Raw genomic sequence first — 22,868 nt, forward strand, 5'->3', positions numbered from 1 at the left:
GAACTGGCGTCGGGCTGCTGCGCGGGTCACTTGCGGGGTTCGGCCGGGAGGCAGAGCGGCCGATAGTCTGAAGCCATGCGGACGGAGTATGTGGAGGCGGTGCTGGCGGTCGTCGGGCTCATCCCCGCCGGCTCGGCCGTTGCCTACGGGGACGTTGCTGAATTGCTCGGATCCGGCGGCCCGCGCCAGATCGGCGCTGTCATGAGCCACCATGGAAACGCCGTGCCATGGTGGCGGGTCCTCAAGGCCAGCGGGCAGGCGCCGGAGGGCCTCGAGTCCCAAGCCCTCCAGTTCTATCTCCGCGAGGGAACCCCGTTGCGCGGCGACTTCCTCCGGTTCGCAAGGACAGGGGACGGCCGCTGGCGCGTGGACCTGGCTACGGCACGGTGGGCGCCTTCGGATTCAGAGTTCGACGCCCTGGACGTGATCGCCGAGGGCCTGGAGGCGTCGCTGCATAAATTGTCAGTCGCGGATGATGGAATGTCTGAGTGACCGTAACCATCCAGCAAACCGCACCCTTCCCCGAGCCGGGGGCGCGTTGGGAAACCCCCGCGACCGCCCCGCAGCTGGCCGGGACCGGTCTCCGGCTCCTGCCGCCGCGCCAGATCCACAGTGCCGTTCCGGTCCTATCCGAGGACCAGCTGGCCGCGGTCGAGGTGGCGCCAGGCTCCGGTCCCGTGCTGGTCCCTGGCGGGCCCGGCACGGGAAAATCGACCGTTCTCATAGAAGCGGCGGTCCGCAGGGTAGAGATGAACGGAACGGATCCGGAGCGGGTGCTAATTCTGGCGCCTGGCAGGCTGGCCGCGGACACCCTGCGTGACCGCTTCACGGCTCGGCTGAACCGCAGCCTAAGTACCACTCCCGCCCGAACCTGGGCGTCCTATGCATTCGATCTCATCAGGCGCGCCAAGGCGGAAGGTATCCTGCCGTTGCCCCGTGCCCCGCGGCTGCTGTCCGGTCCGGAACAGGACCTGATCATCAAGGAACTGCTGGAAGGCCACGCCCTGCCCGGCCTGGGACTGCCGTGGCCCGCCGATCTTGATGCTGCGCTGCCCACCAGAGGCTTCCGGCAGGAAGTGCGGCAGCTCTTCGACCGGATCATTGAATCCGGGCGAACCCCCGAGGACCTTGAGAATCTGGGGCGCGAGTGCGGCCGGCCGGACTGGATCGCGGCCGCTGCACTGTACGCCGAATACCGGGATGTCCTGGACCTCCGCATGCCCGAGGCTTTTGACCCTGCCGGGATCATCACGGCGGCCCGGCAGCTGTTCCAGGATTGTCCCGATTTTCTGGCCGCGGAGCGGGAACGCCTCCAGCTGATCCTTGTTGACGATGTTCAGGAAGCCAACCCGGCGGTCTTTGAGCTGTTGGCAGATATTGCCAGCGGCAAGGACGTCTACGTCACGTCCTCCCCGGACACCGTTGTCCAGGGGTTCAGGGGGGCGCGGCCTGACCTTGTTGCGGAGCTTCCGCGCCTCCTGGCAGGCGCTGACGAAGGGAGGCAGGCATTGGAGAAGCCGCTCCGCCACGCGCACCGGCACAAGCCCGCCGTGGCGAGGGCGTGGCTGGGCGTCGCGGACCGGATCTCCCTTCGGGCAGGTGGGCAGCTCGCCCGGCGCCTTGATGAACTCGACGGCGACAGCGGCACCGGTGTGGAGGCGGCCGCCCGGGACGGCGAGGATTTCGATGGAACGGTGGAGGCACATCTGCTGCCGTCGGCGGTCCATGAGCTGCGGTACGTGGCGCAAAGGATCCTTGAAGCCCAGATAAACGACGGCCGCGACTTGGCGGAGATGGCCGTGATTGTCCGCAACGGCGGCCAGCTCAGTCAGCTCCAGCGCTATCTGTCCGGTCAGGGCATTCCCGTACGGATTCCCGTGGCGGAGTCCGCCGTCCGCGACGAAGTCGCTGTGCGTCCGTTGCTTGACGCTTATGCCGTGGCCCTTGATTCTGACCTCCTGACTCCGGAGTCCGCCGTGTCGCTGCTGACCTCACGAATCGGGGGCGCAACGTCGCTTGAGCTGCGCAGGCTCCGCCAGTCCTTGCGCCGGGAGGAAATCCTGGGCGGCGGCGGACGCTCCAGCGACTCGCTGCTCGTTGAGGCCCTAGGGGAGCCCGGGGCGCTCGCGTCACTGGGGATCGAGGGGCGGTCAGCACGTCGCGTCGCGAAGATGATCCAGGCGGGCCGGAGGGCCGCTGCCGAAGCCGGGGCGAACGCCGAGACTGTTCTGTGGGCGCTGTGGAACTCCACTGGTCTTGCGGCAGCCTGGACGGCAGCGGCTCTGTCCGGCGGACTCGTCGGGGCGCGGGCTGACCGTGACTTGGACGCGATGATGGCGCTGTTCCACACCGCCGAACGCTATGTCGATCAGATGCCGGGTTCGGGCCCGGAGCAGTTCCTTGAGTACCTGCTCAACCAGGAATTGCCCATGGACACGCTGGCGGCGCGGGCGCAGGTTGACGACGCCGTGGAGCTGATGACCCCTGCCAGCGCTGCAGGACGGGAGTGGCCACTGGTCATCGTGGCAGGACTTCAGGAAGGCGTGTGGCCGAACACCCGGCTCCGCGGCGAACTGCTGGGCAGCACGCTGTTCGCCGACGCCGTGGAACACGGCGTGGAACACGCGCTCCAGCTCGGCCCGCTGAGCCGGCTCCGGGAGATCCGGTACGACGAACTCCGCAGTTTCTCGACGGCGGTATCGCGGGCCAGGGAAGTACTGATCTGTACCGCCGTGGCGTCGGAAGATGAACAGCCCTCCTCATTTCTGGATTACGTCGCTCCGCTGCGCCCCGGCCAGGACTCGAGGGGGTTCACTCCTGTGGAACGGCCTTTGACGCTCCGTGCCCTTGTGGCCGAATTGCGCCAGTACGCACAGCTCGACGGCAGGTTCGCTGCCGAATCTGAGGAAGCAGTCCGTGTCCTGGGCCGCCTCGCGACCGCGGATCCTCCCGTTCCCGGGGCACACCCCGACACCTGGTGGGGGCTGGCGCCCCTGACATCCGACGATCGTATTGTGCCGCCCGGGGGCACGGTGTACGTTTCGCCCTCAAAGGTTGAGACTGTTCAGAAATCGCCGCTGGACTGGTTTATCCAGGCGGCGGGCGGAGAGGCTGCCACCGATTTCGCCCGGAGCCTGGGCACCTTGGTGCATTCGATCGCCCAGGATCTTCCTGAGGGCTCCGGCTCCGAATATCTCGCAGAGCTCGTCCGGCGCTGGCCCGCCCTGGGGATGAAAGACAACTGGGAAGGGCGGCTGGACTTTCAGCGGGCGGAATCCATGGTGCGGAAACTTGCGCAGTACATCCTGGTGATGCGCAGCGAAGGCAGACAGCTCGTCGGCGTGGAGCAGGACTTCGAGGTGCAGCTGAGCCAGGCCGGAGCCGAACCCCAGACAGATGCCGGCGCCGACCGGACTGCCCGTTCCGCCGTCCTGCGCGGCCAGGTGGATCGGCTGGAAATCGACTGCCATGGCCGGCTCGTGATCGTTGACCTCAAGACGGGCAAAAGGCAGCCCGGCAAAGCCGAGCTCGGCCGGCATCCCCAGCTTGGCGCCTATCAGGCGGCGGTGCTGGCGGGGGGATTCGAGGGCCCAGGCATTACCGCCGATGCCCAGCCGGGCGGTGCCGTACTCGCCCAGCTGGGCACCACGTCCAAGAGTCCCGGTGTCCAGCACCAGGATCCGCTGGATCCGCAGGACAACTGGGCACTGGACATGGTGAAGGGCGCTGCCGAGGTCATGTCCGGCCGTGAATTCGAAGCCAGACACGATCCTTCCAAGGGCAGCTTTGGCGGTCATGGCTGTCGGCTTCCGGAAGTCTGTCCGCTGTGCGCACGGGGAAAGCAGGTCACAGAATGAGTCACACCGCAGACCTCCCCGCAGCCATGTTCAGCCCCGAAGAACTGTCCGCCCTGCTGGGGGAGAAGAACCTGCCCACAGCAGAACAATCGGCCATTATCTCGTCGCCGCTGACCCCCAGACTGGTCATTGCCGGTGCCGGCTCCGGAAAGACCGCCACCATGGCTGACCGAGTCGTCTGGCTGGTCGCCAATGGCTGGGTCAAACCAGAAGAAGTCCTCGGCGTCACGTTCACCAGGAAAGCGGCCGGTGAACTGGCAAGCCGTATCCGGGCAAAGCTTGGCGCCCTGCATCGGATCGCGGCAGCGGATGCCGGGCACACGCTGTTCCCTGCCGGGCTCCTGAGCGCCGATGCCCTGGAGCCCAAGGTGTCCACCTATCACTCGTTCGCCAGCGGCATCGTCTCGGACTACGGCCTCCGTCTCGGCATCGAGCGCGATGTCGTGCTGCTGGGCGGGGCCCAGGCCTGGCAGTTGGCAAGCGAGGTCGTCGAGACGTTCGACGGCGAATACTCCCATTTCCGAGTGGCCAAGTCCACGCTGGTCCAGGCCGTAATCCAGCTCGCCGGCGAGTGTGCAGAGCACCTCCGTGATCCGGGCGAGGTTCAGGCCTGGCTCATGGAGCGGCTCGCCGCGTTCGAGGGCCTTCCCTACGTGGCAGAGGCGAAGAAGAACCCGAGCCAGGCGGCCCTCGATCTCGGCGCGATGCTGCGGACAAGGGCCAGTGTGGCCGATCTTGTAGGTCGCTACTCCGAGGCCAAAAGAGCACGCGGCGCCTTGGATTTCGGCGATCTCGTTGCTTTGGCGGCGAGGGTGTCCCGGGAGATCCCCCTCGCGGCCGATATGGAACGCCAGCGATACAAAGTGGTGCTGTTGGACGAATTCCAAGACACTTCGCACGCGCAATTGGTCCTCTTTTCCAGGCTGTTCGGAGACGGGCACGCCGTCACCGCCGTGGGAGACCCCAACCAGTCCATCTACGGCTTCCGCGGCGCTTCAGCGGGTCAGCTGTTCCACTTCGTCAGCGAGTTCCCCGTCAAAGTGGCTGAGGAGTCAGGCTCGCCCCGGTTTAGCCCAGCCCCAACCTCCTACCTGACCACCGCGTGGCGGAACGGCCGGAACATTCTCGAGGCGGCCAACGTCATCTCCGCGCCATTGAGCGCTGCAGCAGCGGCGGCGGGACCTGCGGGTCAGCGGAAGTCGGCGGCCGCTGTTGAAGTGCCGCCGCTGCAGCCCAGCCCGGTGGCGGTCAAGGGCCGTGTAGTCATGGGACGGTTTGCCACGGATGAAGAGGAGGCGGCGGCGATTGCCCGGGACCTCCTGAAGTTTCGGGTGACCGATTTCGAGGATCAGTCCGCTGGCGCACCAGTTCCGCCCGCTATGGCAGTGCTGTGCCGCCGGCGTGCCCAAATGGAGTGCATCAGGCGGGAACTCGAAGCCAACGGTATCCCGTATGAAATCGTGGGACTCGGCGGACTGCTGGACACTCCGGAGATCGTGGACCTCGTCTCCACGCTCCGTGTCCTTGCTGATCCTGGCCGGTCGGATTCCCTGATGCGGCTGCTGGCCGGCGCGCGATGGCGAATCGGTCCTGCGGACCTTATGGCGTTCCGTGACTGGTCGTCCTTCCTCGCGCGTCGGCGCGGGCAGAGTGCGGCCGATGCTGCCATTGCCGAGGAGGGCCCCTCCGGCGATGTTGTCGTCGAGGGGGACCTCACAGACGCCGCCAGCCTGGTGGAAGCCTTGGACTGGCTGCCCAAGGAGGGTTGGACTTCGGCGCAGGGGCGAACGCTGACGGTGCCGGCACTGGACCGTCTGCACAGGCTGGCCACGGAGCTGCGGCAGCTGCGCGGACTCATAGGGGACGACCTCACGACCCTCCTGGGCGAGGTGGAACGGGCCATGCTGCTGGATATTGAGGTCGCAGCCCGGCCCGGGTTCAGCATCCATCAGGCCCGGAGGAACCTGGACGCCTTTCAGGACGCGGCGGCGGGTTTTCTTCAGACGTCGCAACGTGTGGATGTCCTCGCCTTCCTCTCCTGGCTTGAAGCCGCGGCGGTTGAGGAGGGCGGCCTTGATGTGCCGCCGTCCGACGTTAACCATGAAGCGGTCCAGCTCTTGACGGTGCACGCTTCAAAGGGACTCGAATGGGATGTGGTCTTTGTCCCGGGGCTGAACTCCGGGGCGTTCCCGAGCAGCCGCGATTCACGGTGGAGCAGCGGCTCGGCGGCACTTCCCTGGCCCCTCCGCGGCGACCGGGCAGACCTGCCCCAGTGGGATCTGGACCAGCCTGACCAGAAAGGATGGCTGGACGCCGAGAAGGACTTCAAGGCTGCCGTCCAAACACACGGGGAAGCAGAAGAACGGCGGCTCGCTTACGTTGCGTATACGCGGGCCAAGCACGTGCTGTGGGTTTCCAGCGCCGCCTGGGTCGGTGCCCGGGCGGGAATGGCTGAGATGTCACCATTCCTCGCGGAGCTGGCGCCGCTGGCCGGAGTCGGCGGGAAATCCGGCTCCGTTCCGGCAGGAGTCTCGGCGGGCGAAGTCCACCCTGATTCGGTGGACGAGGAATCCCTGCCAGACAAAAGTCCCCTCACCCAGGACCTTGAGGTGGCCGTATGGCCGTACGACCCCCTGGAGGGGCCTGTCGATCCGCGCACCGGGAGGCGGCTCCGGCTTGTCCCGGGAAGGCGGGCGGCAATGGACCACGCCGCTGAACGGCTGCTACAGGAAATAGCCGCCACCCGTCTCAGAACACTGCAAGGCGCGGAGCCCGAATTGGAGCCGCCGCGCGGGCACGTGTCCGCGCTCCGGCCTCAAGCTGCGAACTGGTCCAGGGAAGCTTCCCGGCTCCTTGAGCGCCGGTCCCGCCGGGCGCGCAGCCGCGACGTCCACCTGCCCGGACACATTTCCGCTTCCACCCTCGTTGACCTGGAGGAAGACGCCGGAGCGGTGCTGCAACGGCTCCGGAGACCCATCCCCCGGGAACCCGGGATGTCCGCCCGGAAGGGCACGGCATTTCATGCTTGGGTGGAAGAATACTTCGGAACGGCCGGCATGCTGGACATCGATGAAGCCCCCGGATCCGATAACCACATTGACGAGGCCTATGGCCTGGAGGACATGGTGGCTACGTTCAGGGAATCCGAATGGGCGCACCGCTCGCCCGCCCACGTCGAGGTGCCGGTCGAAACCCGGGTGGGCGACGTTGTGGTCCGCGGCCGGATCGATGCCGTGTTCCGGGACGCCGACGGCGGCTGGGACCTCGTTGACTGGAAGACCGGACGCCGCCCGTCAGCGGGGCAGCTGAAGACGAAGAGCGTCCAGCTCGCGGTCTATCGGCTGGCCTGGGCAAGACTGAAGGGCGTCCCAGTCGACGAGGTGCGGGCTGCCTTCTATTACGTGGCGGACAACCAGGTTGTGCGCCCCCATGACCTCGCCTCTGCCGGTGAGCTCGAGTCAATTGTCACAGCGGCCCTGGCGGTTCCAGAGCCCTAGGCAGCTGAGGGATCCCGGAAGCCGGCCGCGCTGGGCTGCTTGCTCAGGGGGCCTTGGCCTCGACGATGGTGAGGGCCGTAGTGGACGTGTCATCAGCGGTGAGTGGTGGCTGTGGCCCCGACGGGCCGTCCTGAGTGTCTGCGCTGTCCTGGTCGCCCAGCCCGTCCTGCGGGACTGGGCTGGGCCGGGTGTCCGGGGCGTCCGTGCTCGCGGGGCCGTCCTCAGCAGGGATAGGCGTGACATGCACGGCATCAGCAGGGATAGGCGTGACATGCACGGCGGGCATCTGCTCGGAGACGTCGGTGGCCGCCGGCGCCGGAATCAGTTCAGGCGAAACCGGTCCTGGCCCCGCCGCATGGTTCGGCGGGCCCGCTGTCGGCCCGTCTGAGTCCGCCGGTGAAGTTGCCGGCGCGGGCGGTGTTGCCGGCTGCGGCAGGGGCTCCACACTGATGGGCTGCCCGCCGTACTCGGCGATATCGTCGGCCAGAGTGCTGAGCATGCTTTCCGCTTCGGAGATCATCACGGGGTCGTTGGCGGCGATCCCCTTGACGAGATACTGGGCCAGCGCGAATTCCGCGGACAGCGCGGCCCGGCGCAGCAGGTGGTTGTCCGGAGCGTCACGTCGGTGTTCGGAGTAGTGGCGCACCACAGCATCGACAAAATCCTGCTCGTTGGAGGCCACCAGCCATGCCAGGTCGTCTGCAGGATCGCCGATCCGCAGATCGGTCCAGCCGGTGACGGCCGTCACCCTGTCCTCTTCGACCAGCAGATTATCTTCGTGAAGGTCGCCGTGGACCACGCAGGGATTGAAGCGCCAGAGCGAGACGTCCTCCATGGCGTGTTCCCAGCGGCGGAGCAGCAATGGCGGGATCTTGCCCGTGGTGGCCGCCATGTCGAGTTCGTTGAGCCGGCGCTGCCTGAATTCGTTGGGTGTATAGCTGGGCAGATCCGCGTTGTTCACCAAGGCGCGGGGAAGGTCGTGGATGGCGGCCAGAGCCGTGCCGATCTCCTTCGCCAGCCTCCGGGAGCCGGCGGTCAGTTCTTCAACAGTGCGAGTCGAGCCACTTAGGTGGGAATAGACAAAGGTGGTCAGATTCTGCTGCCGGACGGTTCCGGCCACCGTTGGCATAAGGAACGGGAGCTCCGCCCGGATGGCCGGCGCGAAGGCGCGCAGCACCAGGAACTCCGTCTCCAGCCGTGTGCTGGCCTCTGCATGCCGCGGCGATCTGACCCGCCAGCGCTTGCCCTCGGAATCAAGGAGAAGGGCCGAGTCGAAGTCCGCCGGATCGTCCGGGGCGGAACTCACTGCAGTCGGGCTCAGTCCGGGGACTGCAGCGGTTGCCACAGCTGCCAATTCGATCGGTTCTCTTCTCACGCTTCCACGGTAGATTGACTCGCGTCCAAGACAACGATGTGTCGCGGCGAGTCTTGAGATCCAGCCGAAATAACACCGTTGCGCCGCCCGCGGAGAACCGGCGGCAACCCGGTGAAATGTGAATTGTCACCCCGAGTCAGTACGGTGGATACATGAGTCATGCGGAGGCCGCTGCGCCGGTCATTAAGCCGGCGGGCCGAGCGCCCGAAAATCACCTGCCAGCGGGTGAGGTACCGGCAAACCATCTCTTCGATACCGTTCTTCCCGTGCGTCCCGCCTTGGTGAACCGCGGCTCCGCGGAGCGGATGAAACCAAACTTCGTGGACGGACTCCTGGCAGCAGGACGCGCCAGGGCCATGGTCCTCTCCGGCAGGCAGGCCTTGATCCACGGCGATGCCCTGGTCCTGGCAGACGCCGGCCAGCTGCGGGACAGGATCCACAACGCCGAGTCCGGGCCCTCGCTCATTGTCTACCTGGGCGCTGCACTCGGTTCCCCCGGTCTACCGGCTGGGACGGAGATCCTCCTTTTCATCCTGCCCGAGCAGATGGAGCCGGGAGCCGCCGGACTCCCCTCGGATGCCACCTGGGAAGGCTTCCGTGACGTCGCTGCCCGGCTGGACCCCACCCATACGGCCCTATTCGTAGAGGCCAGCGCCATTGCCAACTGGCATGCCTCCCATACCCATTGCCCCCGCTGTGGCACGCCGACAACAGTGGAGACCGGCGGCTGGGTACGGCGATGCCCGGCTGACAACTCCGAACACTATCCCCGTACTGATCCCGCCATCATCGTCACAGTGGTGGGCCCGGACGGCCGCCTGCTCCTGGGCGGCGGCGGCCCCCTTGATGCCAAGAACTACTCCACGCTGGCCGGTTTTGTAGAACCGGGGGAGTCCCTTGAGCAGGCCGTGGACCGCGAAATCCACGAAGAAGTGGGCGTGCGGGTCAAGGCGTGCCAGTATCTGGGTTCGCAGTCCTGGCCCTTCCCCGCCTCCCTGATGCTCGGGTTCACCGCTGCCACGGATGACACCGAGGCAATGCCCGACGGCGTGGAGGTCACCCGGGCGCGCTGGTTCAGCCGGGAGGAACTCCAGGAGGCTGTGCTCAGCGGCGAGATCGTCATCTCCAGCAGATTGTCCATCGCCAGGTCCCTCATTGAACACTGGTATGGCGGCGTTATCCAGGACCGGCCCGCGGACGAATGACGCTGCGGGAACGCGGCAAAGGCATATCGCCTGCCTTTCGCGCCGGCGCATATGACCGGAGCGAGCACACCATCCATCCTTTCGACTGAGCAGCAGAAGTGACTACAGAAATTCCTGACGGCAATGCCTCCCTTGAGGACCGCAGCCTTGGCGGCCTCGACGCCGAGCAACGTGAGGTCGCGAGCACCCTCGCCGGGCCGCTGTGCGTCCTCGCAGGAGCGGGCACCGGGAAGACGCGCGCCATCACGCACCGGATTGCGTACGGCGTGCACTCCGGGGTCTACAGTCCGCAGCGGCTGCTGGCCGTGACCTTTACCGCCCGGGCTGCGGCGGAAATGCGCAGCAGGCTGCGCGACCTGGGAGTGGGCAATGTCCAGGCCCGGACCTTCCATGCAGCGGCGCTGCGCCAGCTCCAGTTCTTCTGGCCGCAGGCCGTGGGCGGAACGCTGCCGAACCTGCTTGACCACAAGGCGCAGATGATCGCCGAGGCCGCCCGCCGGCTCCGGCTGAGCACGGACCGCGCCTCCATCCGGGACCTGGCCTCCGAGATCGAGTGGGCGAAGGTCTCCATGCTCACCCCGGCCAACTATCTTGAGAACGCACAGGACCGGGGAAACCCCGGCGGCTTCGACCTCACGGCCGTGGCCCGGGTGTTCCAGTCCTATGAGGACGTCAAAACAGACCGGAACGTGATCGACTTCGAGGACGTCCTGCTGATCACCGTGGGCATCCTGCAGGAGGACCCGAAGGTGGCGGCCACTGTCCGCGAACAGTACCGGCATTTCGTGGTGGACGAGTACCAGGACGTTTCGCCGCTGCAGCAGCGGCTCCTGGAACTGTGGCTGGGTGGCCGCGATGAACTCTGCGTGGTGGGTGATGCGAGCCAGACCATCTACTCCTTCACCGGGGCCTCGCCCAAGCACCTGCTTGGGTTTAAGGCCATGTACCCGAACGCCAACGTGGTGAAGCTGATCCGCGATTACCGTTCCACGCCCCAGGTGGTCAAGCTGGCCAATGACCTGCTTGCCGCAAGACGCAGCGGGGGTCCGGTGGCCGACGCCGCCTGGGCATCGCCGCTGAAGCTGGTCGCCCAGCGCTCCGCAGGCCCGGTGCCGGAGTTCACGGAGTGCTCGGACGATGAAGCCGAGGCCGCCACCGCGGCGCTCAAGATCCGTGGACTGATGGACGCAGGCGTCCCGGCGAGTGAGATCGCGGTCCTGTTCCGCACCAACGGGCAGTCCGAGGCTTACGAACAGGCCCTGGCCTCGGCCGGTATCGGCTATCAGCTGCGCGGCGGTGAGCGTTTCTTCGCGCGCAAGGAAGTCCGTGACGCCATTCTGCAGCTTCGGGCGGCAACTCGCGCGGCGGCGGAGTCGGCTCCGCAGCCGCTCGGGCAGCTGGTCCGGGACATCGTGGCCTCGCTTGGCTACACGGATTCCGCCCCGCACAGCGGTGGCGCGCTGCGCGAACGCTGGGAGTCACTGGCCGCCCTCGTGGCGCTGGCGGATGAGCTGGTGCTGAGCCGCGGGCCGCAGTTTACCCTCTCGGATTTCGTGAACGAGCTGCAGGAACGGTCGCTTGCCCAGCACGCACCCACCGTTCAGGGCGTCACACTGGCTTCGCTGCACGCTGCGAAGGGCCTCGAGTGGGACGCCGTGTTCCTCGTCGGGCTCAGTGAAGGCCTCATGCCCATTTCCTTCGCCGATACACCGGAGGCGGTGGACGAGGAACGCCGGCTGCTGTACGTGGGCATCACGCGTGCGAGGGAGCATCTGGCGCTGTCGTGGTCCACCGCCCGCACGCCCGGAGGCCGGGCCAACCGCAAGCCATCCCGCTTCCTGGACGGACTCCGGCCGGATTCCGTGATGAGCTCCTCCGCACGGGGCAAAGGTCCGGCGCCGCGCCGCAAGGCTGCTGTTCCGGCTTCCTGCCGCGTCTGCGGCAGCATGCTGTCCAGCGGCGCGGAACGGAAGGTGGGCCGCTGCGACCAGTGTCCGCCAAGTTACGAGGAACAGACCTTCAACGCCCTCCGGGAATGGCGGAAGGAAGTTGCCCTGTCCGCGGACGTGCCGGCGTTCGTCGTCTTTACCGACGCGACGCTCACCGCCATCGCTGAGGCGCGGCCTTCGTCCCTTGAGGAGCTGGCGCTCTTGGCCGGAATCGGCCCCTCAAAACTCGAACGGTACGGCGAAGCTGTGTTGGCGGTCCTGGTGGAAAGCAGCGTCCTCTGATGGCGGGGACGCAGCTGACGACGCACGATGGCTCACCCGTCGTCGTGCGCCGATCCGCCCGCCGGCGCCGCACCGTGGCCGCGTTTTGGGAGAACGGTACAGCCGTCGTCGCCATCCCCGCGCATTTCAGCCGGGCACAGGAAGCCGAGTGGGTCCGGCGGATGCTGGACAAGCTGAAAGTCCAGGGGGACCGGCAGTCCAAAGGCGGGCGGCGCCCCGCGACCGACTCTGCCCTTGCCAGCCATGCTGCGGAGCTTTCGGCACGCTATCTTGGCGGCAGGGCCGTTCCGACGTCGGTCCGCTGGGTCAGCAACCAGAACTCGCGTTGGGGTTCGGCCACGCCCGCTGACGGGTCCATCCGGCTTTCGGACAAGCTCCGCCCCATGCCGCAGTGGGTGATCGACTACGTGCTGCTCCACGAGCTGGCACACCTGCTGGTTGCAGGGCACAACGCCGCGTTCTGGAAGCTGCTGGAGGCGTACCCCGAAACAGCGCGGGCCAAGGCGTTCCTGGAAGGCGTTTCGTTTGCCACTTCGCGCGGCCTGCCAGCTGACGGGCCTGACCCGCAGGGGCAGGCCGACACGGCGGGGTTCCCCGCCGCCGTCGGCCCTTAGCTGCGGCGTGTCCTAGCCGCGGGTGTCCGTTCCCTCGGAACCGTCGTCCTTCTTGCTGCCATCGTCCTTCTTTGCGGCGTCTTCGGCCGTGCCGCTGTCTCCGGCCGGACCGCCGTCTTCCTCGGTCCCGGCCTCAGGAGTGTCGAAACCGCCGTTCAGGAGTTTCATCAGGGCGTCATCCACTTCGCTGTCGCTGGCTTCGGCCAGCTGGCGGCGTTCACTGAAGCCCTTGGGGTCGTCCAGATCCTCGGCGGTGGGGAGCAAATCGGGATGCTTCCAGATGGCGTCACGGCCCTCGATCCCGCGTTCCTGCTTGAGTGAGGCCCACAGCGTTGCCGCCTCACGGAGACGGCGCGGACGCAACTCGAGACCCACGAGCGAGGCGAAGGCGTGTTCGGCAGGACCGCCCGTTGCGCGCCGACGCCGCACCGTCTCGCGGAGTGCCGCGGCGGACGGGAGGACTTTTTCCGTTGCCGCCGAGGTGAGTTCGTCAACCCAGCCCTCAACGAGCGCCAAGGCGGTTTCCAGTTTCTGCAGTGCCTGCTCCTGCGCGGGCGTCCGCTGTGGCATGAAGACGCCCTGGGACAGGGCCTCCTGGATTCCTTCCGGGTTGCTGGGGTCGAGGTCGCGGGCCAGTTCTTCAATCCGGGAGGTGTCGATGTGGATTCCGCGGGCGTACGCCTCGATGGCGCCCAGCAGGTGCCCCCGCAGCCAGGGGACCTGGACGAACAGCCGTGCGTGGGCGGCTTCGCGGACGGCGAGGAACAGCCGGATGTCGTTTTCCGGCAGGCTGAGCCCCTCGCCGAACTTCGCAACATTGCTCGGGAGAAGTGCCATTTCCAGATCGGCCAGCGGCACGCCGATGTCAGTGGAACTGACCACGTCCGCGGAGAGCGCGCCGATGGCCTGGCCCAGCTGCATGCCGAAAATGGCGCCGCCCATGTTCTGCAGCATGGAGGAGGCGCCGCCCATCATGGACTTCATTTCCTCCGGCATCTGCTCCGTCATGGCGGTGGACAGGGCGTTGGCGATGCTGTTGGCCACTGGTTCGGTAAGACGCTTCCACGTTCCCAGCGTTTCCTCGACCCATTCGGCCCGGGACCACGCCCGGCCGATGAGGCCCGTGGCCGGCAGGTCAGTGACCTGGTCCAGCCACAGCTCAGCCAGCCGCAACGCTTCGTCCACCTCGCGGGACTGTGACGAGGAGACGGACGGATCGGAGCTGCCGGCGGCCACCCGCCGTGCGTTGTCGTGGGCGAGTTTCCAGTTGACCGGGCCCTCTGAGGGCGCGCTCATCATGGCCTGAACCTGCGAAAACATCTGCGCCAGGAGATTGGGGTCATCGGGAAGCCCCGCAGCCTTTGCCAGTTCGGCGGGGTCGATGTCGCCCATGCCCTTGCCGCCCATGAGGTTCTGCAGCATTTCCGCCAGCGGATCCTTAGGATTTTCGTCGCCGTTGGACGGATTGAGTGGGTTGGAGGTCATGATCCCGCCGATCGTCGGTGTGACTATTGATCAACTTCACGCTACCCCTGTGCGAGAGCGGCTGTCTGCCGAAAGGGCGTCCGTTCGCTGTAGGCAAAGAGCTTTCGCCGCGCCCGGACGCGTAGTGTTAGGAGTCGGAATGTTTGCAGGCTGCACCCGGCCGTTCGCTTGGTGCAGCCACAGTGCCGCGTTGGACGACGGCGGTGCGGAGAGGTTCTTCAGTGACGATAACCAAGGGCGATCAGCCCTCAGAGGAGTCCGCTGCTCCCGCTGCCGGTGGCGAACCGGCGGGCGCCCGCGGCTCCCGCCATTCCAGGGCGCGCGATCCCCGGGTGTCCGCCATGATGCTGTCGGGGCTTCTCGCCCTCGGCCTCGGCGTTACGGCCGCCGTCCTGCCGGTCCCGTACGTAGTGGAGTCGCCCGGACCCACGTTTAACACGCTGGGCAAGGACAACGGTAAGCCTGTCATCAGCGTCACCGGGCGGGAGACCTATCCGGCGAAGGGAAACCTCAATCTCACCACCGTCTATGTCGACGGCGGTCCCAACGGGCCGGTCAGTGTTTTTGAGGCGTTCTCTGCGTGGCTCGATGGTTCAAAGGCCGTTTATCCGCAGGAACTGATATTTCCGACGGGCGTGACGAAGGAGCAGTCACAGCAGGAGAGCGCCGTGGCCATGACCACGTCGCAGGAAAACGCGGTGGCTTCGGCACTGAAGGAACTCAACATACCCTTCGGGCAGAAACTTGAGGTCGCCGAGCTTTCAGAGGGTTCCGCCTCCCAGGGAAAACTGAAATCCGGGGATGTCTTTACCTCGATCAACGGCAAACCCATTACATCGCTGGTTGTCGTCCAGGAGGAACTGGCTGCCGGAAAGGGCCGGCCGGCCACTGTCGTCGTGGACCGCTCGGGAAAGCCCGTCTCGGAAACAATAACCCCCACCCGAAGCGATTCCGGCAGGTTCATCCTCGGCGTGCTGCTCAAATACCGCTTCATGTTCCCGTTCGACGTAAAGATTTCACTGGACAAGGTCGGTGGACCAAGCGCCGGCATGATGTTTGCGCTGGGGATCATCGACACCGTGACTCCCGGTGATCTCACGGGCGGGAAACACATTGCCGGCACCGGCACCATCAGCCCGGACGGCGCAGTGGGTCCCATTGGAGGAATCGCTGTCAAGATGCACGGCGCCCGGGCCGACGGCGCCACCATGTTCCTCGCCCCGGCCGCAAACTGCGCCGAGGTCACAGGGCACATTCCGGACGGTCTGCAGGTGGTCAAGGTCGAGAACCTGGACGAGGCGAAGCGGGCGGTGGAGTTGACGGCAAGAGGCGCGGACACATCGGGCCTTCCCACCTGCGCAAACAACTAGACTAAATGGAGGAACTAAGGCCCGGCGCCACTCGTGGCACTAATGACAGCCGTCGCCAGGGTGTGTGGCGGGCCGCGCAAGCTGACACGTGCATGGCGCCCAGCGCGCAGTGCGCGATGCATGTTGTCCCATGAAAACTTCAAATATCATCAGCAACTGACAAAGCTATGAGGTACAGAGTTTGTCCCGTCCTGCCAGCCCCACCCCGCCCGGAAGACTCCAGCCAAGGCGCGGTGCCTTGACGCCGACGCTCATTGTCGTAGCACTGGTTGTCGTCGGATTCATCTTCTTCGCCAATGTCTGGACGGACGTCCTCTGGTACCAGCAGCTGGGGTTCTTTGAAGTGTTCCTGACGGAAAACCTGGCGCGGATCAGCATCTTTGCGGCTGGCTTCGCCATCATGTTCGCCGGCGTGTTCTACGCCATCCGGATCGCCTACCACGCGCGTCCTGTGTACGCCCCCGACTCCGAGATCAGGGACAACCTGAACCGGTACCAGGCCCAGCTCGAACCCGTGCGCCGGGTGGTCATGATCGGCCTTCCGGTGCTGTTCGGGCTCTTCGCCGGCAGCGCGGCCTCCAGCCAATGGCAGAAAGTCCTGCTGTTCTTCAACCAGGAACCGTTCGGCCAGAATGACCCCGAGTTCGGACTCGACATCGGCTTCTACCTCATGACGCTGCCGTTCCTGGGCTTCGTCGTGGGGTTCCTCATCAGTGTGGCCGTCGTTGCCGGCATCGCGGGCATCCTCACGCACTACCTGTACGGCAGCATCCGGATTCTGGAACGCGGTATTTTCACGAGCCGCGCTGCACAGATCCACCTCGCCGTGACGGGCGCCTCATTCCTGATCCTCCTCGGCATCAACTTCTGGCTGGACCGCTTCGCTGCGGTGCAGAACAGCGGCGGCAGGTGGGCCGGTGCGCTGTATACGGACGTCAGTGCCGTCATTCCAACGAAGGCGATCCTGGCCGTTGCCGCGATCCTGGTAGCGATCCTGTACATTGTTGCGGCAGTCATCGGCAAGTGGCGGCTGCCCCTCATCGGCACGGCCATGCTGGTGATCACGTCCATCCTCGCCGGCGGCGTCTACCCCTGGGTCATCCAGCAGTTCCAGGTCCGGCCGTCGGAGCAGACCCTGGAAAAGAAATACATCGAACGCAATATCGGCATGACGCGTGCCGCCTATGGACTCGACCAGGTCAAGGTTGAACGCTACAACGCCACAACAACCACCACCGCAGGAGCGTTGGCGCCGGACGCGCAGACCACTGCTAACATCCGGCTTCTGGACCCGAACCTGATATCCGACGCCTTCTCCCAGCTTGAGCAGTTCCGCCCGTACTACCAGTTCCCCAAAGCGTTGAACGTGGACCGGTACGAGGTCAACGGGAAGATGCAGGACACCGTCATTGCTGTTCGCGAACTCAACCCGGATGGGCTCAGCGCCGATCAGCAGTCCTGGCTGAACAGGCACGTGGTGTACACCCACGGTTACGGCGTGGTTGCCGCGAAAGGCAACAAATTCACGGCTGACGGCAAACCGGAGTTCCTGCAGTCCGGCATCCCCTCGACCGGCGTGCTCGGTACTGACAAGACTTACGAGCCGCGGATCTACTTTGGCGAGGATTCGCCGGAGTATTCAATTGTCGGAGCGCCGCAGGGCGCGGCGCACCGCGAGCAGGACCGTCCTGCCTCCAAGGACGGCGGCGAGACCCAGTACACGTTCACCGGCAGCGGCGGCCCGAACGTCGGCAGCTTCCTCAACCGCGTGCTCTACTCGATCAAGTTCCAGTCCTCAGATCTGCTGCTGTCGGACGGCGTGAACGATGCGTCGCAGATCCTTTACGAACGCAATCCCCGCGAACGGGTACAGAAGGTGGCGCCTTACCTGACCGTGGACGGCAACGCCTATCCCGCCGTCGTTGACGGCCGGGTCAAGTGGATTGTTGACGGCTACACCACCAGCCAGTATTACCCGTACTCGCAGCAGGAGCAGCTCTCGGACGCCACCACGGATTCGCAGACGACGACCGGCCGCAACGTGGCTCTGCCCAACAGCTCCGTGAATTACATCCGCAACTCGGTCAAGGCCACCGTGGATGCGTATGACGGTTCGGTCACCCTGTACGCCTGGGACGACCAGGACCCCCTTCTCAAGGCCTGGCAGAAGGTCTTCCCGACGTCCCTTAAGCCCTACTCGGAGATGTCGGCGCAGGTCATGAGCCACGTGCGCTACCCGGAGGACTTGTTCAAGGTCCAGCGGGAGCTGCTGGGGCGCTATCACGTGACGGACCCGGTCAGCTTCTACAAGAACGACGACGCCTGGAGCGTTCCGAACGATCCTACGGTTTCGGATGCGGTCAAGCAGCCGCCGTTCTACATGTCCCTGCAGATGCCCGACCAGAAGAAACCGGCCTTCCAGTTGACGTCGGGCTACATTCCGCAGGTGGTGGACGGGAATGCCCGCAACGTCCTCTACGGCTTCCTCGCCGCGGATTCGGACGCGGGGAACAAGAAGGGTGTCAAGGCTGGTTCCTACGGTGAGCTGAGGCTCCTGCAGGTTCCGCCGGAGGCCCAGGTTCCGGGCCCGGGCCAGGCACAGAACAAGTTCAACTCTGATCCCACGGTGTCGCAGGCACTAAACCTGCTGCGGCAGGGTGCCTCTGACGTGCTGAACGGCAACCTGCTGACGCTGCCTGCGGGCGGCGGCATGCTGTACATCCAGCCCGTGTATCTCAAGTCCACGGGTGAGACTTCCTACCCGACGCTGCAGCGGGTGCTGGTGGCCTTTGGCGACAAGATCGGCTTCGCGCCCACCTTGGATGCCGCCCTGAACCAGTTGTTCGGCGGCAATTCCGGAGCGACGGCCGGAGACAAGGACAACAACGGGCAGACGCCCGCGCCGCCGGGCGGCACCACGCCTCCTCCGGCAGGCGGAACGGATGCCAAGGCTGCACTGAAGGCTGCCCTGGACGAGGCGAACGCAGCCATCAAGGCCGGCCAGGACGCCTTGGCCAAGGGGGACTTCGCAGCCTACGGCGAACAGCAGAAGAAGCTGGCGGCCGCCTTGAAGAAGGCGCTCGACGCCGAGGCGAAGATCGGCGCCACCGGAACGGCCGGCACGCCGACCACCCCCTCGGCCACGCCGACGCCTACGCCGAGCAGCTGACGCACTGACAGTGACAGGGCCGGTCCCGTGCTTCCGCAAGGAGGCCGGGGCCGGCCCTTTTGCTGTGCTGCCACCAATGAGGCCGCGCCGAGACGCAGATCACGTCGCCTCGATTTGGCCTCCCGTTCACCGAACGGTAGAGTTGTTCTTGCGACGCGGGGTGGAGCAGTTCGGTAGCTCGCTGGGCTCATAACCCAGAGGTCACAGGTTCAAATCCTGTCCCCGCAACTGAGGAAAGGCCCGGATCACCGCAAGGTAGTCCGGGCCTTTTGCTGTCTCCACAGGTTTCGTTTGCACCCGACGAGCGGGGTGGAAAGTGCGGCACCAAAAGTAGGGTAGTGTTGATCAAGCGACGCGGGGTGGAGCAGTTCGGTAGCTCGCTGGGCTCATAACCCAGAGGTCACAGGTTCAAATCCTGTCCCCGCAACCAGAAGAGAGGCCCTGACCGGCGATTGGCCGGTCGGGGCCTCTTGCTTTGCCCGTTCGTTTTGCCCAAGGGCCAGCGGTTCCTAGTATTCTCTTTCGCAGGGCCCGGAAATCCAGGCCGGCACACGGCCCCGCACTGGTCAGTCATTCTCGAGAGGAATGTAGTTCGATGTCCACAACCAAGAACAAGTCCGGCACGTCCAAAGGCAAGCGGTCCCGGCTCTACTGGGCAGTGCCTGCGGCGCTGGTGGCCATAGTGCTGGTGGTGCTGCTCGCGAAGTGGGTCACGGGCTTGTCGGGCGTCCGGTCCTTCATGGCGGACTACCCCGGACACTCTGAACTCCCCGCCGGAGCGCCGGTGGGCTTTCCGGCCTGGCTGGCATGGCAGCATTTCCTGAACGCCTTCTTCCTCCTGCTCATCATCCGGACGGGGTGGCAGGTCCGGACCACGACGCGCCCCAGCGGCTACTGGACACGGAACAACAAGGGGATCATCCGAACCAGGAACGCCCCCACCAAAATCAGCCTTGAACTCTGGTTCCACCTCACGCTTGATGCCCTGTGGATCCTGAACGGGCTCGTATTCGCTGTTTTGCTGTTCGCCACCGGGCAATGGATGCGGATCGTGCCCACCAGCTGGGATGTGTTCCCCAATGCGCTCTCGGCCGCGTTGCAGTACGCATCACTGAGCTGGCCCACTGAGAACGGCTGGGTCAACTACAACGCCCTGCAGCTCCTGACCTACTTCGTGACTGTCTTCATCGCCGCACCCTTGGCCTTCATTTCCGGGTTGAGGACGTCATCCGCCTGGCCGAAAAAGGCCACCGCCCTCAACAAGGCGTATCCGATTGAGGTCGCCCGTGCGATCCATTTCCCGGTGATGATCTACTTTGTGGCCTTCATCGTGGTGCACGTGTTCCTGGTCCTGGCCACCGGCGCGCTCCGGAACCTCAACCACATGTATGGCGGCAGCGACGACGTCAGCTGGGTCGGGTTCGGCATCTTCGCAGCCTCAGTCGCCGTGATGGTGGCAGCATGGTTCCTGGCGCGACCGCTCTTCCTGCGGCCCATCGCCTCCCTCATGGGCAAGGTCAGCAGCCGCTGAAGCGGCGGCTGCCCCAGCGGCTCACAGCGCTTTGAGCCGCTGGTAGGTGTCCAGCGCACGTTCGCGGGACTCCTGCAGCCCGACGAGGGGCTCGGGATAGCCGGACGCCGCTTCGGGGTCCTTCCACGGTTCGTGGATCCTTTTATCGTCCAGGCCCGAGAGCTCCGGGATATAGCCCCGGAGGTACCGCCCCCCGGCGTCGAATTTCTTGCTTTGCGTCACCGGATTGAAAATCCGGAAGTACGGCGAGGCGTCCGCTCCGGAGCCGGCCACCCACTGCCAGTTGGCGGGATTGCTCGCGGCGTCGGCGTCCACAAGGGTGTCCCAGAACCATGCCTCGCCCAGGCGCCAGTCGGCCAGCAGATTCTTCACCAGGAACGATGCCGCTGCCATGCGCACCCGATTGTGCATCCATCCCGTCTGCCAGAGCTGCCGCATCCCGGCATCCACGAGCGGATACCCCGTGCGCCCTTGTTGCCACGCCTCGAGTTCGGCGTCCGACGGCGTCTGCCAGGGGAAACGGTCAAACTCGCGACGGTAATTTTCGGTGGCCAGCCCCGGGTTTTCGTACAGGAGCTGCCAGCAGAATTCACGCCAGCCAAGCTCGCTTCGAAAGATGCCGACGTCGGCAGGAGCGTTCCGGGGGAATCGTTCGCGGAGCGCATGCCAGATTCGGAACGGGCTGATTTCGCCGAAGCGAAGATGCGGGGAGAGCCGGCTGGTGCCTTCCACGCCGGGAACGTCCCGGCCGGTGCCGTATTCCTCCACGGGCCCGTCCAGGAAATCCTCAAGCCGTTGGCTGGCCCCCTGTTCGCCGGGAGCCCACGTGTCCGCGAGCCCGCCGCTCCAATCCGGCCGGTGGGGGAGCAGCCCCCAGGAATCGAGGCTGTCGCCGGCCGGCGGGGCACCGGACGGGCCGGCTGCCGGCTCCGGGAGGCGCTGTGGGGCGTCAACTGGCAACCGGGGCTCGGCGCCGGCCAGGCAGGAACGCCAGAACGGCGTGAACACCTTGTACGGTCCGCCCGAGCCCGTCCGGACAGTCCACGGTTCGAAGAGGAGGTTCGCCTGGAAGCTGGTGGCCTCGATGCCCTCGCCGGTGGCCCATTCCTTGAGGCCCGCGTCCAGCGTGCGCTCTGGAAGCCCGTAGCGCCGGTTCCACAAGATGGTGCCCGCCGCGGTCTCGTTGGCCAGTTCCCGGATTGCCGGTGCGGCGGCACCGCGCCGGAGCAGCAGCCGCGACCCTTTCGACTCAAGCTCCGCCGAAAGGGCGCTCAATGAATGGTGGAGCCACCATCTGGCCGCACCGCCGAGCGGGCGGATGCCGGGGGAGGCCTCGTCCAGGACGTAGACCACGGTCATCTTTTCCGGCGACGATGCCGCCACGGCGAGGGCAGGGTTATCGTCGAGACGAAGGTCATCGCGCAGCCAGACAATCGTTGAAGCCATGGCTCCACGCTACACGCCGCGGAAACGAACAAGGCCGGGGTCCAGCGGACCCCGGCCTTGCCAGGCTGGCGATAAGAGCGCCCGGGGTTATGCGCCCAGGGCCGGCATCTTTACAGCTTGTCGAAGTCAGCCTCGTCGACGGTCGAGCCGGTAGCGGCCGATCCCGACGCCCCGATTGCCGGCTTGGCGTTGCCTGACTTCAGCGCTGCCAGCCGTGCGTCAATCTCCGTCTGCTCGCCGAGATCCTCGAGCTGGTTGAACTGGGCGTCCAGGCTGGAGGCCGCGAGTTCCTGCTGGCCACGCACCTTTGCTTCTTCACGGCGGATCTTCTCTTCGAACCGGCCGACTTCACTGGTGGGATCCATGAAGTCGATGCTCTTGAGCGCGTCATGGACCTGGGACTGCGCGGCGGCGGTCTTGGAACGGGCCACAAGCTCGTTGCGCTTGCTGGTGAGCTGGTTCAGCTTCCCCTTCATCTGGTCCAGACCGGTCTTGAGCCTGTCCACCACCTCGGACTGTGATGCGATATTGGGCTCAGCGGCCCGGGCCTCGTTTTCCGAGGACATCTGGCGCTGCAGGGCGACCTTTGCCAGGTTGTCGAATTTCTGGGCGTCGGCCGCGTTGCCGCCGCTGCGGTAGTCGTCGGCTTTGCGAGACGCGGCCAGTGCCTTGTTTCCCCAGTCGTGCGCGTTTTTGATGTCCTCGTTGTAGTCGTCCTGGAGCATGCGCAGGTTTCCGATGGTCTGGGCAACCGCGGCTTCGGCCTCGGCGATGTTGTTGGTGTAATCGCGGACCATCTGGTCCAGCATCTTCTGCGGATCCTCGGCCTGGTCCAGCAGCGAATTGATGTTTGCTTTTGCCAGCTGCGCCATGCGGCCGAAAATGGACTGCTTCATGGTGTTACCTTTCGTCCTGCTCAGTGTTTCCCACTGAATCCAGTGAACAGTTGATGTACCGCTTCTACCCGCCGGCTGCATTGTCGCGCCAGCGCTAGTCTTGCCGGCTAGAAACTGCCGGAATCACCGCCGCCGAAGTCGCCGCCGCCAAAGTCCCCGCCGCCGAAGTCGCCGCCGCCGGAGTCCCCACCC

The 22,868-nt window shown here is 65.7% G+C and carries 14 protein-coding genes, 2 tRNA genes and 1 pseudogene; 13 read left to right on the plus strand and 4 right to left on the minus strand.

Annotated features, from left to right (window positions below; translation table 11 throughout):
- Positions 1-75 precede the first annotated feature (75 nt).
- The 5 genes and pseudogenes from LQ144_RS12850 (at position 76) to LQ144_RS12860 (ending at position 7,354) form a co-directional block, all read left to right on the plus strand.
- Positions 76-492, plus strand: a complete 417-nt coding sequence (locus LQ144_RS12850) for an MGMT family protein (RefSeq protein WP_230119097.1) — start codon at positions 76-78, stop codon at positions 490-492.
- Positions 489-1,451, plus strand: a pseudogene (locus LQ144_RS23125) (UvrD-helicase domain-containing protein); the annotation flags it as partial. The gene LQ144_RS12850 and the pseudogene LQ144_RS23125, both read left to right, overlap by 4 nt.
- Before the next feature lie 805 nt (positions 1,452-2,256).
- A complete protein-coding gene (locus LQ144_RS23130; RefSeq protein WP_354962151.1) occupies positions 2,257-2,334 on the plus strand; it encodes a hypothetical protein in 78 nt (25 codons plus the stop codon).
- Positions 2,335-2,477: 143 nt separating this feature from the next.
- Positions 2,478-3,857, plus strand: coding sequence for a PD-(D/E)XK nuclease family protein (locus LQ144_RS23135; RefSeq protein WP_354962152.1), 1,380 nt, complete (start codon positions 2,478-2,480; stop codon positions 3,855-3,857).
- Positions 3,854-7,354, plus strand: coding sequence for an ATP-dependent DNA helicase (locus tag LQ144_RS12860; protein ID WP_230119098.1), 3,501 nt, complete (start codon positions 3,854-3,856; stop codon positions 7,352-7,354). The genes LQ144_RS23135 and LQ144_RS12860 overlap by 4 nt, the downstream gene beginning before the upstream one ends.
- Positions 7,355-7,397: 43 nt before the next feature.
- Here LQ144_RS12860 and LQ144_RS12865 read toward each other — a convergent pair whose 3' ends face one another.
- Entirely contained in the window at positions 7,398-8,729 is a 1,332-nt protein-coding gene (locus LQ144_RS12865) for a macrolide 2'-phosphotransferase (RefSeq protein ID WP_230119099.1), read from the minus strand.
- A 152-nt stretch (positions 8,730-8,881) separates the two neighbouring features.
- Between LQ144_RS12865 and nudC the strand changes: the two genes are divergently transcribed.
- The 3 genes from nudC (at position 8,882) to LQ144_RS12880 (ending at position 12,779) form a co-directional block, all read left to right on the plus strand.
- Entirely contained in the window at positions 8,882-9,934 is a 1,053-nt protein-coding gene (gene nudC / locus LQ144_RS12870; RefSeq protein WP_230119100.1) for an NAD(+) diphosphatase, read from the plus strand.
- Between the two features lie 98 nt (positions 9,935-10,032).
- A complete protein-coding gene (locus LQ144_RS12875) occupies positions 10,033-12,165 on the plus strand; it encodes an ATP-dependent DNA helicase UvrD2 (RefSeq protein ID WP_230119101.1) in 2,133 nt (710 codons plus the stop codon).
- Complete coding sequence (locus tag LQ144_RS12880; RefSeq protein WP_230119102.1) at positions 12,165-12,779, plus strand: M48 family metallopeptidase; 615 nt, start codon at positions 12,165-12,167, stop codon at positions 12,777-12,779. Before LQ144_RS12875 ends, LQ144_RS12880 begins: the two co-directional genes overlap by 1 nt.
- A 12-nt stretch (positions 12,780-12,791) precedes the next feature.
- Here LQ144_RS12880 and LQ144_RS12885 read toward each other — a convergent pair whose 3' ends face one another.
- On the minus strand, positions 12,792-14,264 hold the full coding sequence (locus LQ144_RS12885; RefSeq protein WP_230119103.1) for a zinc-dependent metalloprotease: 1,473 nt from the start codon (positions 14,262-14,264) through the stop codon (positions 12,792-12,794).
- Between the two features lie 221 nt (positions 14,265-14,485).
- Between LQ144_RS12885 and LQ144_RS12890 the strand changes: the two genes are divergently transcribed.
- From LQ144_RS12890 to LQ144_RS12910, 5 genes are all read left to right on the plus strand, one after another.
- Positions 14,486-15,634 carry a S16 family serine protease gene (locus tag LQ144_RS12890; RefSeq protein ID WP_230119104.1) on the plus strand — a complete coding sequence of 383 codons (1,149 nt, stop codon included), beginning with the start codon at positions 14,486-14,488 and terminating at the stop codon, positions 15,632-15,634.
- Between the two features lie 238 nt (positions 15,635-15,872).
- The gene (locus LQ144_RS12895) at positions 15,873-18,803 is read left to right on the plus strand and encodes a UPF0182 family protein (RefSeq protein WP_230119105.1); all 2,931 of its coding nucleotides are present in this window, start codon (positions 15,873-15,875) and stop codon (positions 18,801-18,803) included.
- A gap of 154 nt (positions 18,804-18,957) precedes the next feature.
- Positions 18,958-19,031: transfer RNA gene (locus LQ144_RS12900), tRNA-Met, on the plus strand.
- A gap of 125 nt (positions 19,032-19,156) precedes the next feature.
- Positions 19,157-19,233: transfer RNA gene (locus tag LQ144_RS12905), tRNA-Met, on the plus strand.
- A 165-nt stretch (positions 19,234-19,398) separates the two neighbouring features.
- Positions 19,399-20,334, plus strand: a complete 936-nt coding sequence (locus LQ144_RS12910) for a cytochrome b/b6 domain-containing protein (RefSeq protein ID WP_230119106.1) — start codon at positions 19,399-19,401, stop codon at positions 20,332-20,334.
- 21 nt (positions 20,335-20,355) lie between these two features.
- Here the strand turns inward: LQ144_RS12910 and LQ144_RS12915 are convergent, their stop codons facing one another.
- Together LQ144_RS12915 and LQ144_RS12920 are read right to left on the minus strand one after the other, a co-directional pair.
- Entirely contained in the window at positions 20,356-21,780 is a 1,425-nt protein-coding gene (locus LQ144_RS12915; RefSeq protein WP_230119107.1) for a deoxyribodipyrimidine photo-lyase, read from the minus strand.
- A 110-nt stretch (positions 21,781-21,890) separates the two neighbouring features.
- The gene (locus LQ144_RS12920; protein ID WP_230119108.1) at positions 21,891-22,676 is read right to left on the minus strand and encodes a PspA/IM30 family protein; all 786 of its coding nucleotides are present in this window, start codon (positions 22,674-22,676) and stop codon (positions 21,891-21,893) included.
- Between the last annotated feature and the right edge of the window lie 192 nt (positions 22,677-22,868).

It is taken from the genome of Arthrobacter sp. Bi83, from assembly GCF_918698095.1.
Taxonomy (GTDB): Bacteria; Actinomycetota; Actinomycetes; order Actinomycetales; family Micrococcaceae; genus Arthrobacter.

Excerpts from the sequence above, each read along its gene's own strand:
- LQ144_RS12915 (WP_230119107.1), bottom strand. The coding sequence starts at position 21,780 with ATGGCTTCAACGATTGTCTGGCTGCGCGATGACCTTCGTCTCGACGAT.
- LQ144_RS12885 (WP_230119103.1), bottom strand. The coding sequence starts at position 14,264 with ATGACCTCCAACCCACTCAATCCGTCCAACGGCGACGAAAATCCTAAG.
- LQ144_RS12910 (WP_230119106.1), top strand. The coding sequence starts at position 19,399 with ATGTCCACAACCAAGAACAAGTCCGGCACGTCCAAAGGCAAGCGGTCC.
- LQ144_RS12860 (WP_230119098.1), top strand. The coding sequence starts at position 3,854 with ATGAGTCACACCGCAGACCTCCCCGCAGCCATGTTCAGCCCCGAAGAA.
- LQ144_RS12880 (WP_230119102.1), top strand. The coding sequence starts at position 12,165 with ATGGCGGGGACGCAGCTGACGACGCACGATGGCTCACCCGTCGTCGTG.
- LQ144_RS12920 (WP_230119108.1), bottom strand. The coding sequence starts at position 22,676 with ATGAAGCAGTCCATTTTCGGCCGCATGGCGCAGCTGGCAAAAGCAAAC.
- nudC (WP_230119100.1), top strand. The coding sequence starts at position 8,882 with ATGAGTCATGCGGAGGCCGCTGCGCCGGTCATTAAGCCGGCGGGCCGA.
- LQ144_RS12850 (WP_230119097.1), top strand. The coding sequence starts at position 76 with ATGCGGACGGAGTATGTGGAGGCGGTGCTGGCGGTCGTCGGGCTCATC.
- LQ144_RS23135 (WP_354962152.1), top strand. The coding sequence starts at position 2,478 with ATGACCCCTGCCAGCGCTGCAGGACGGGAGTGGCCACTGGTCATCGTG.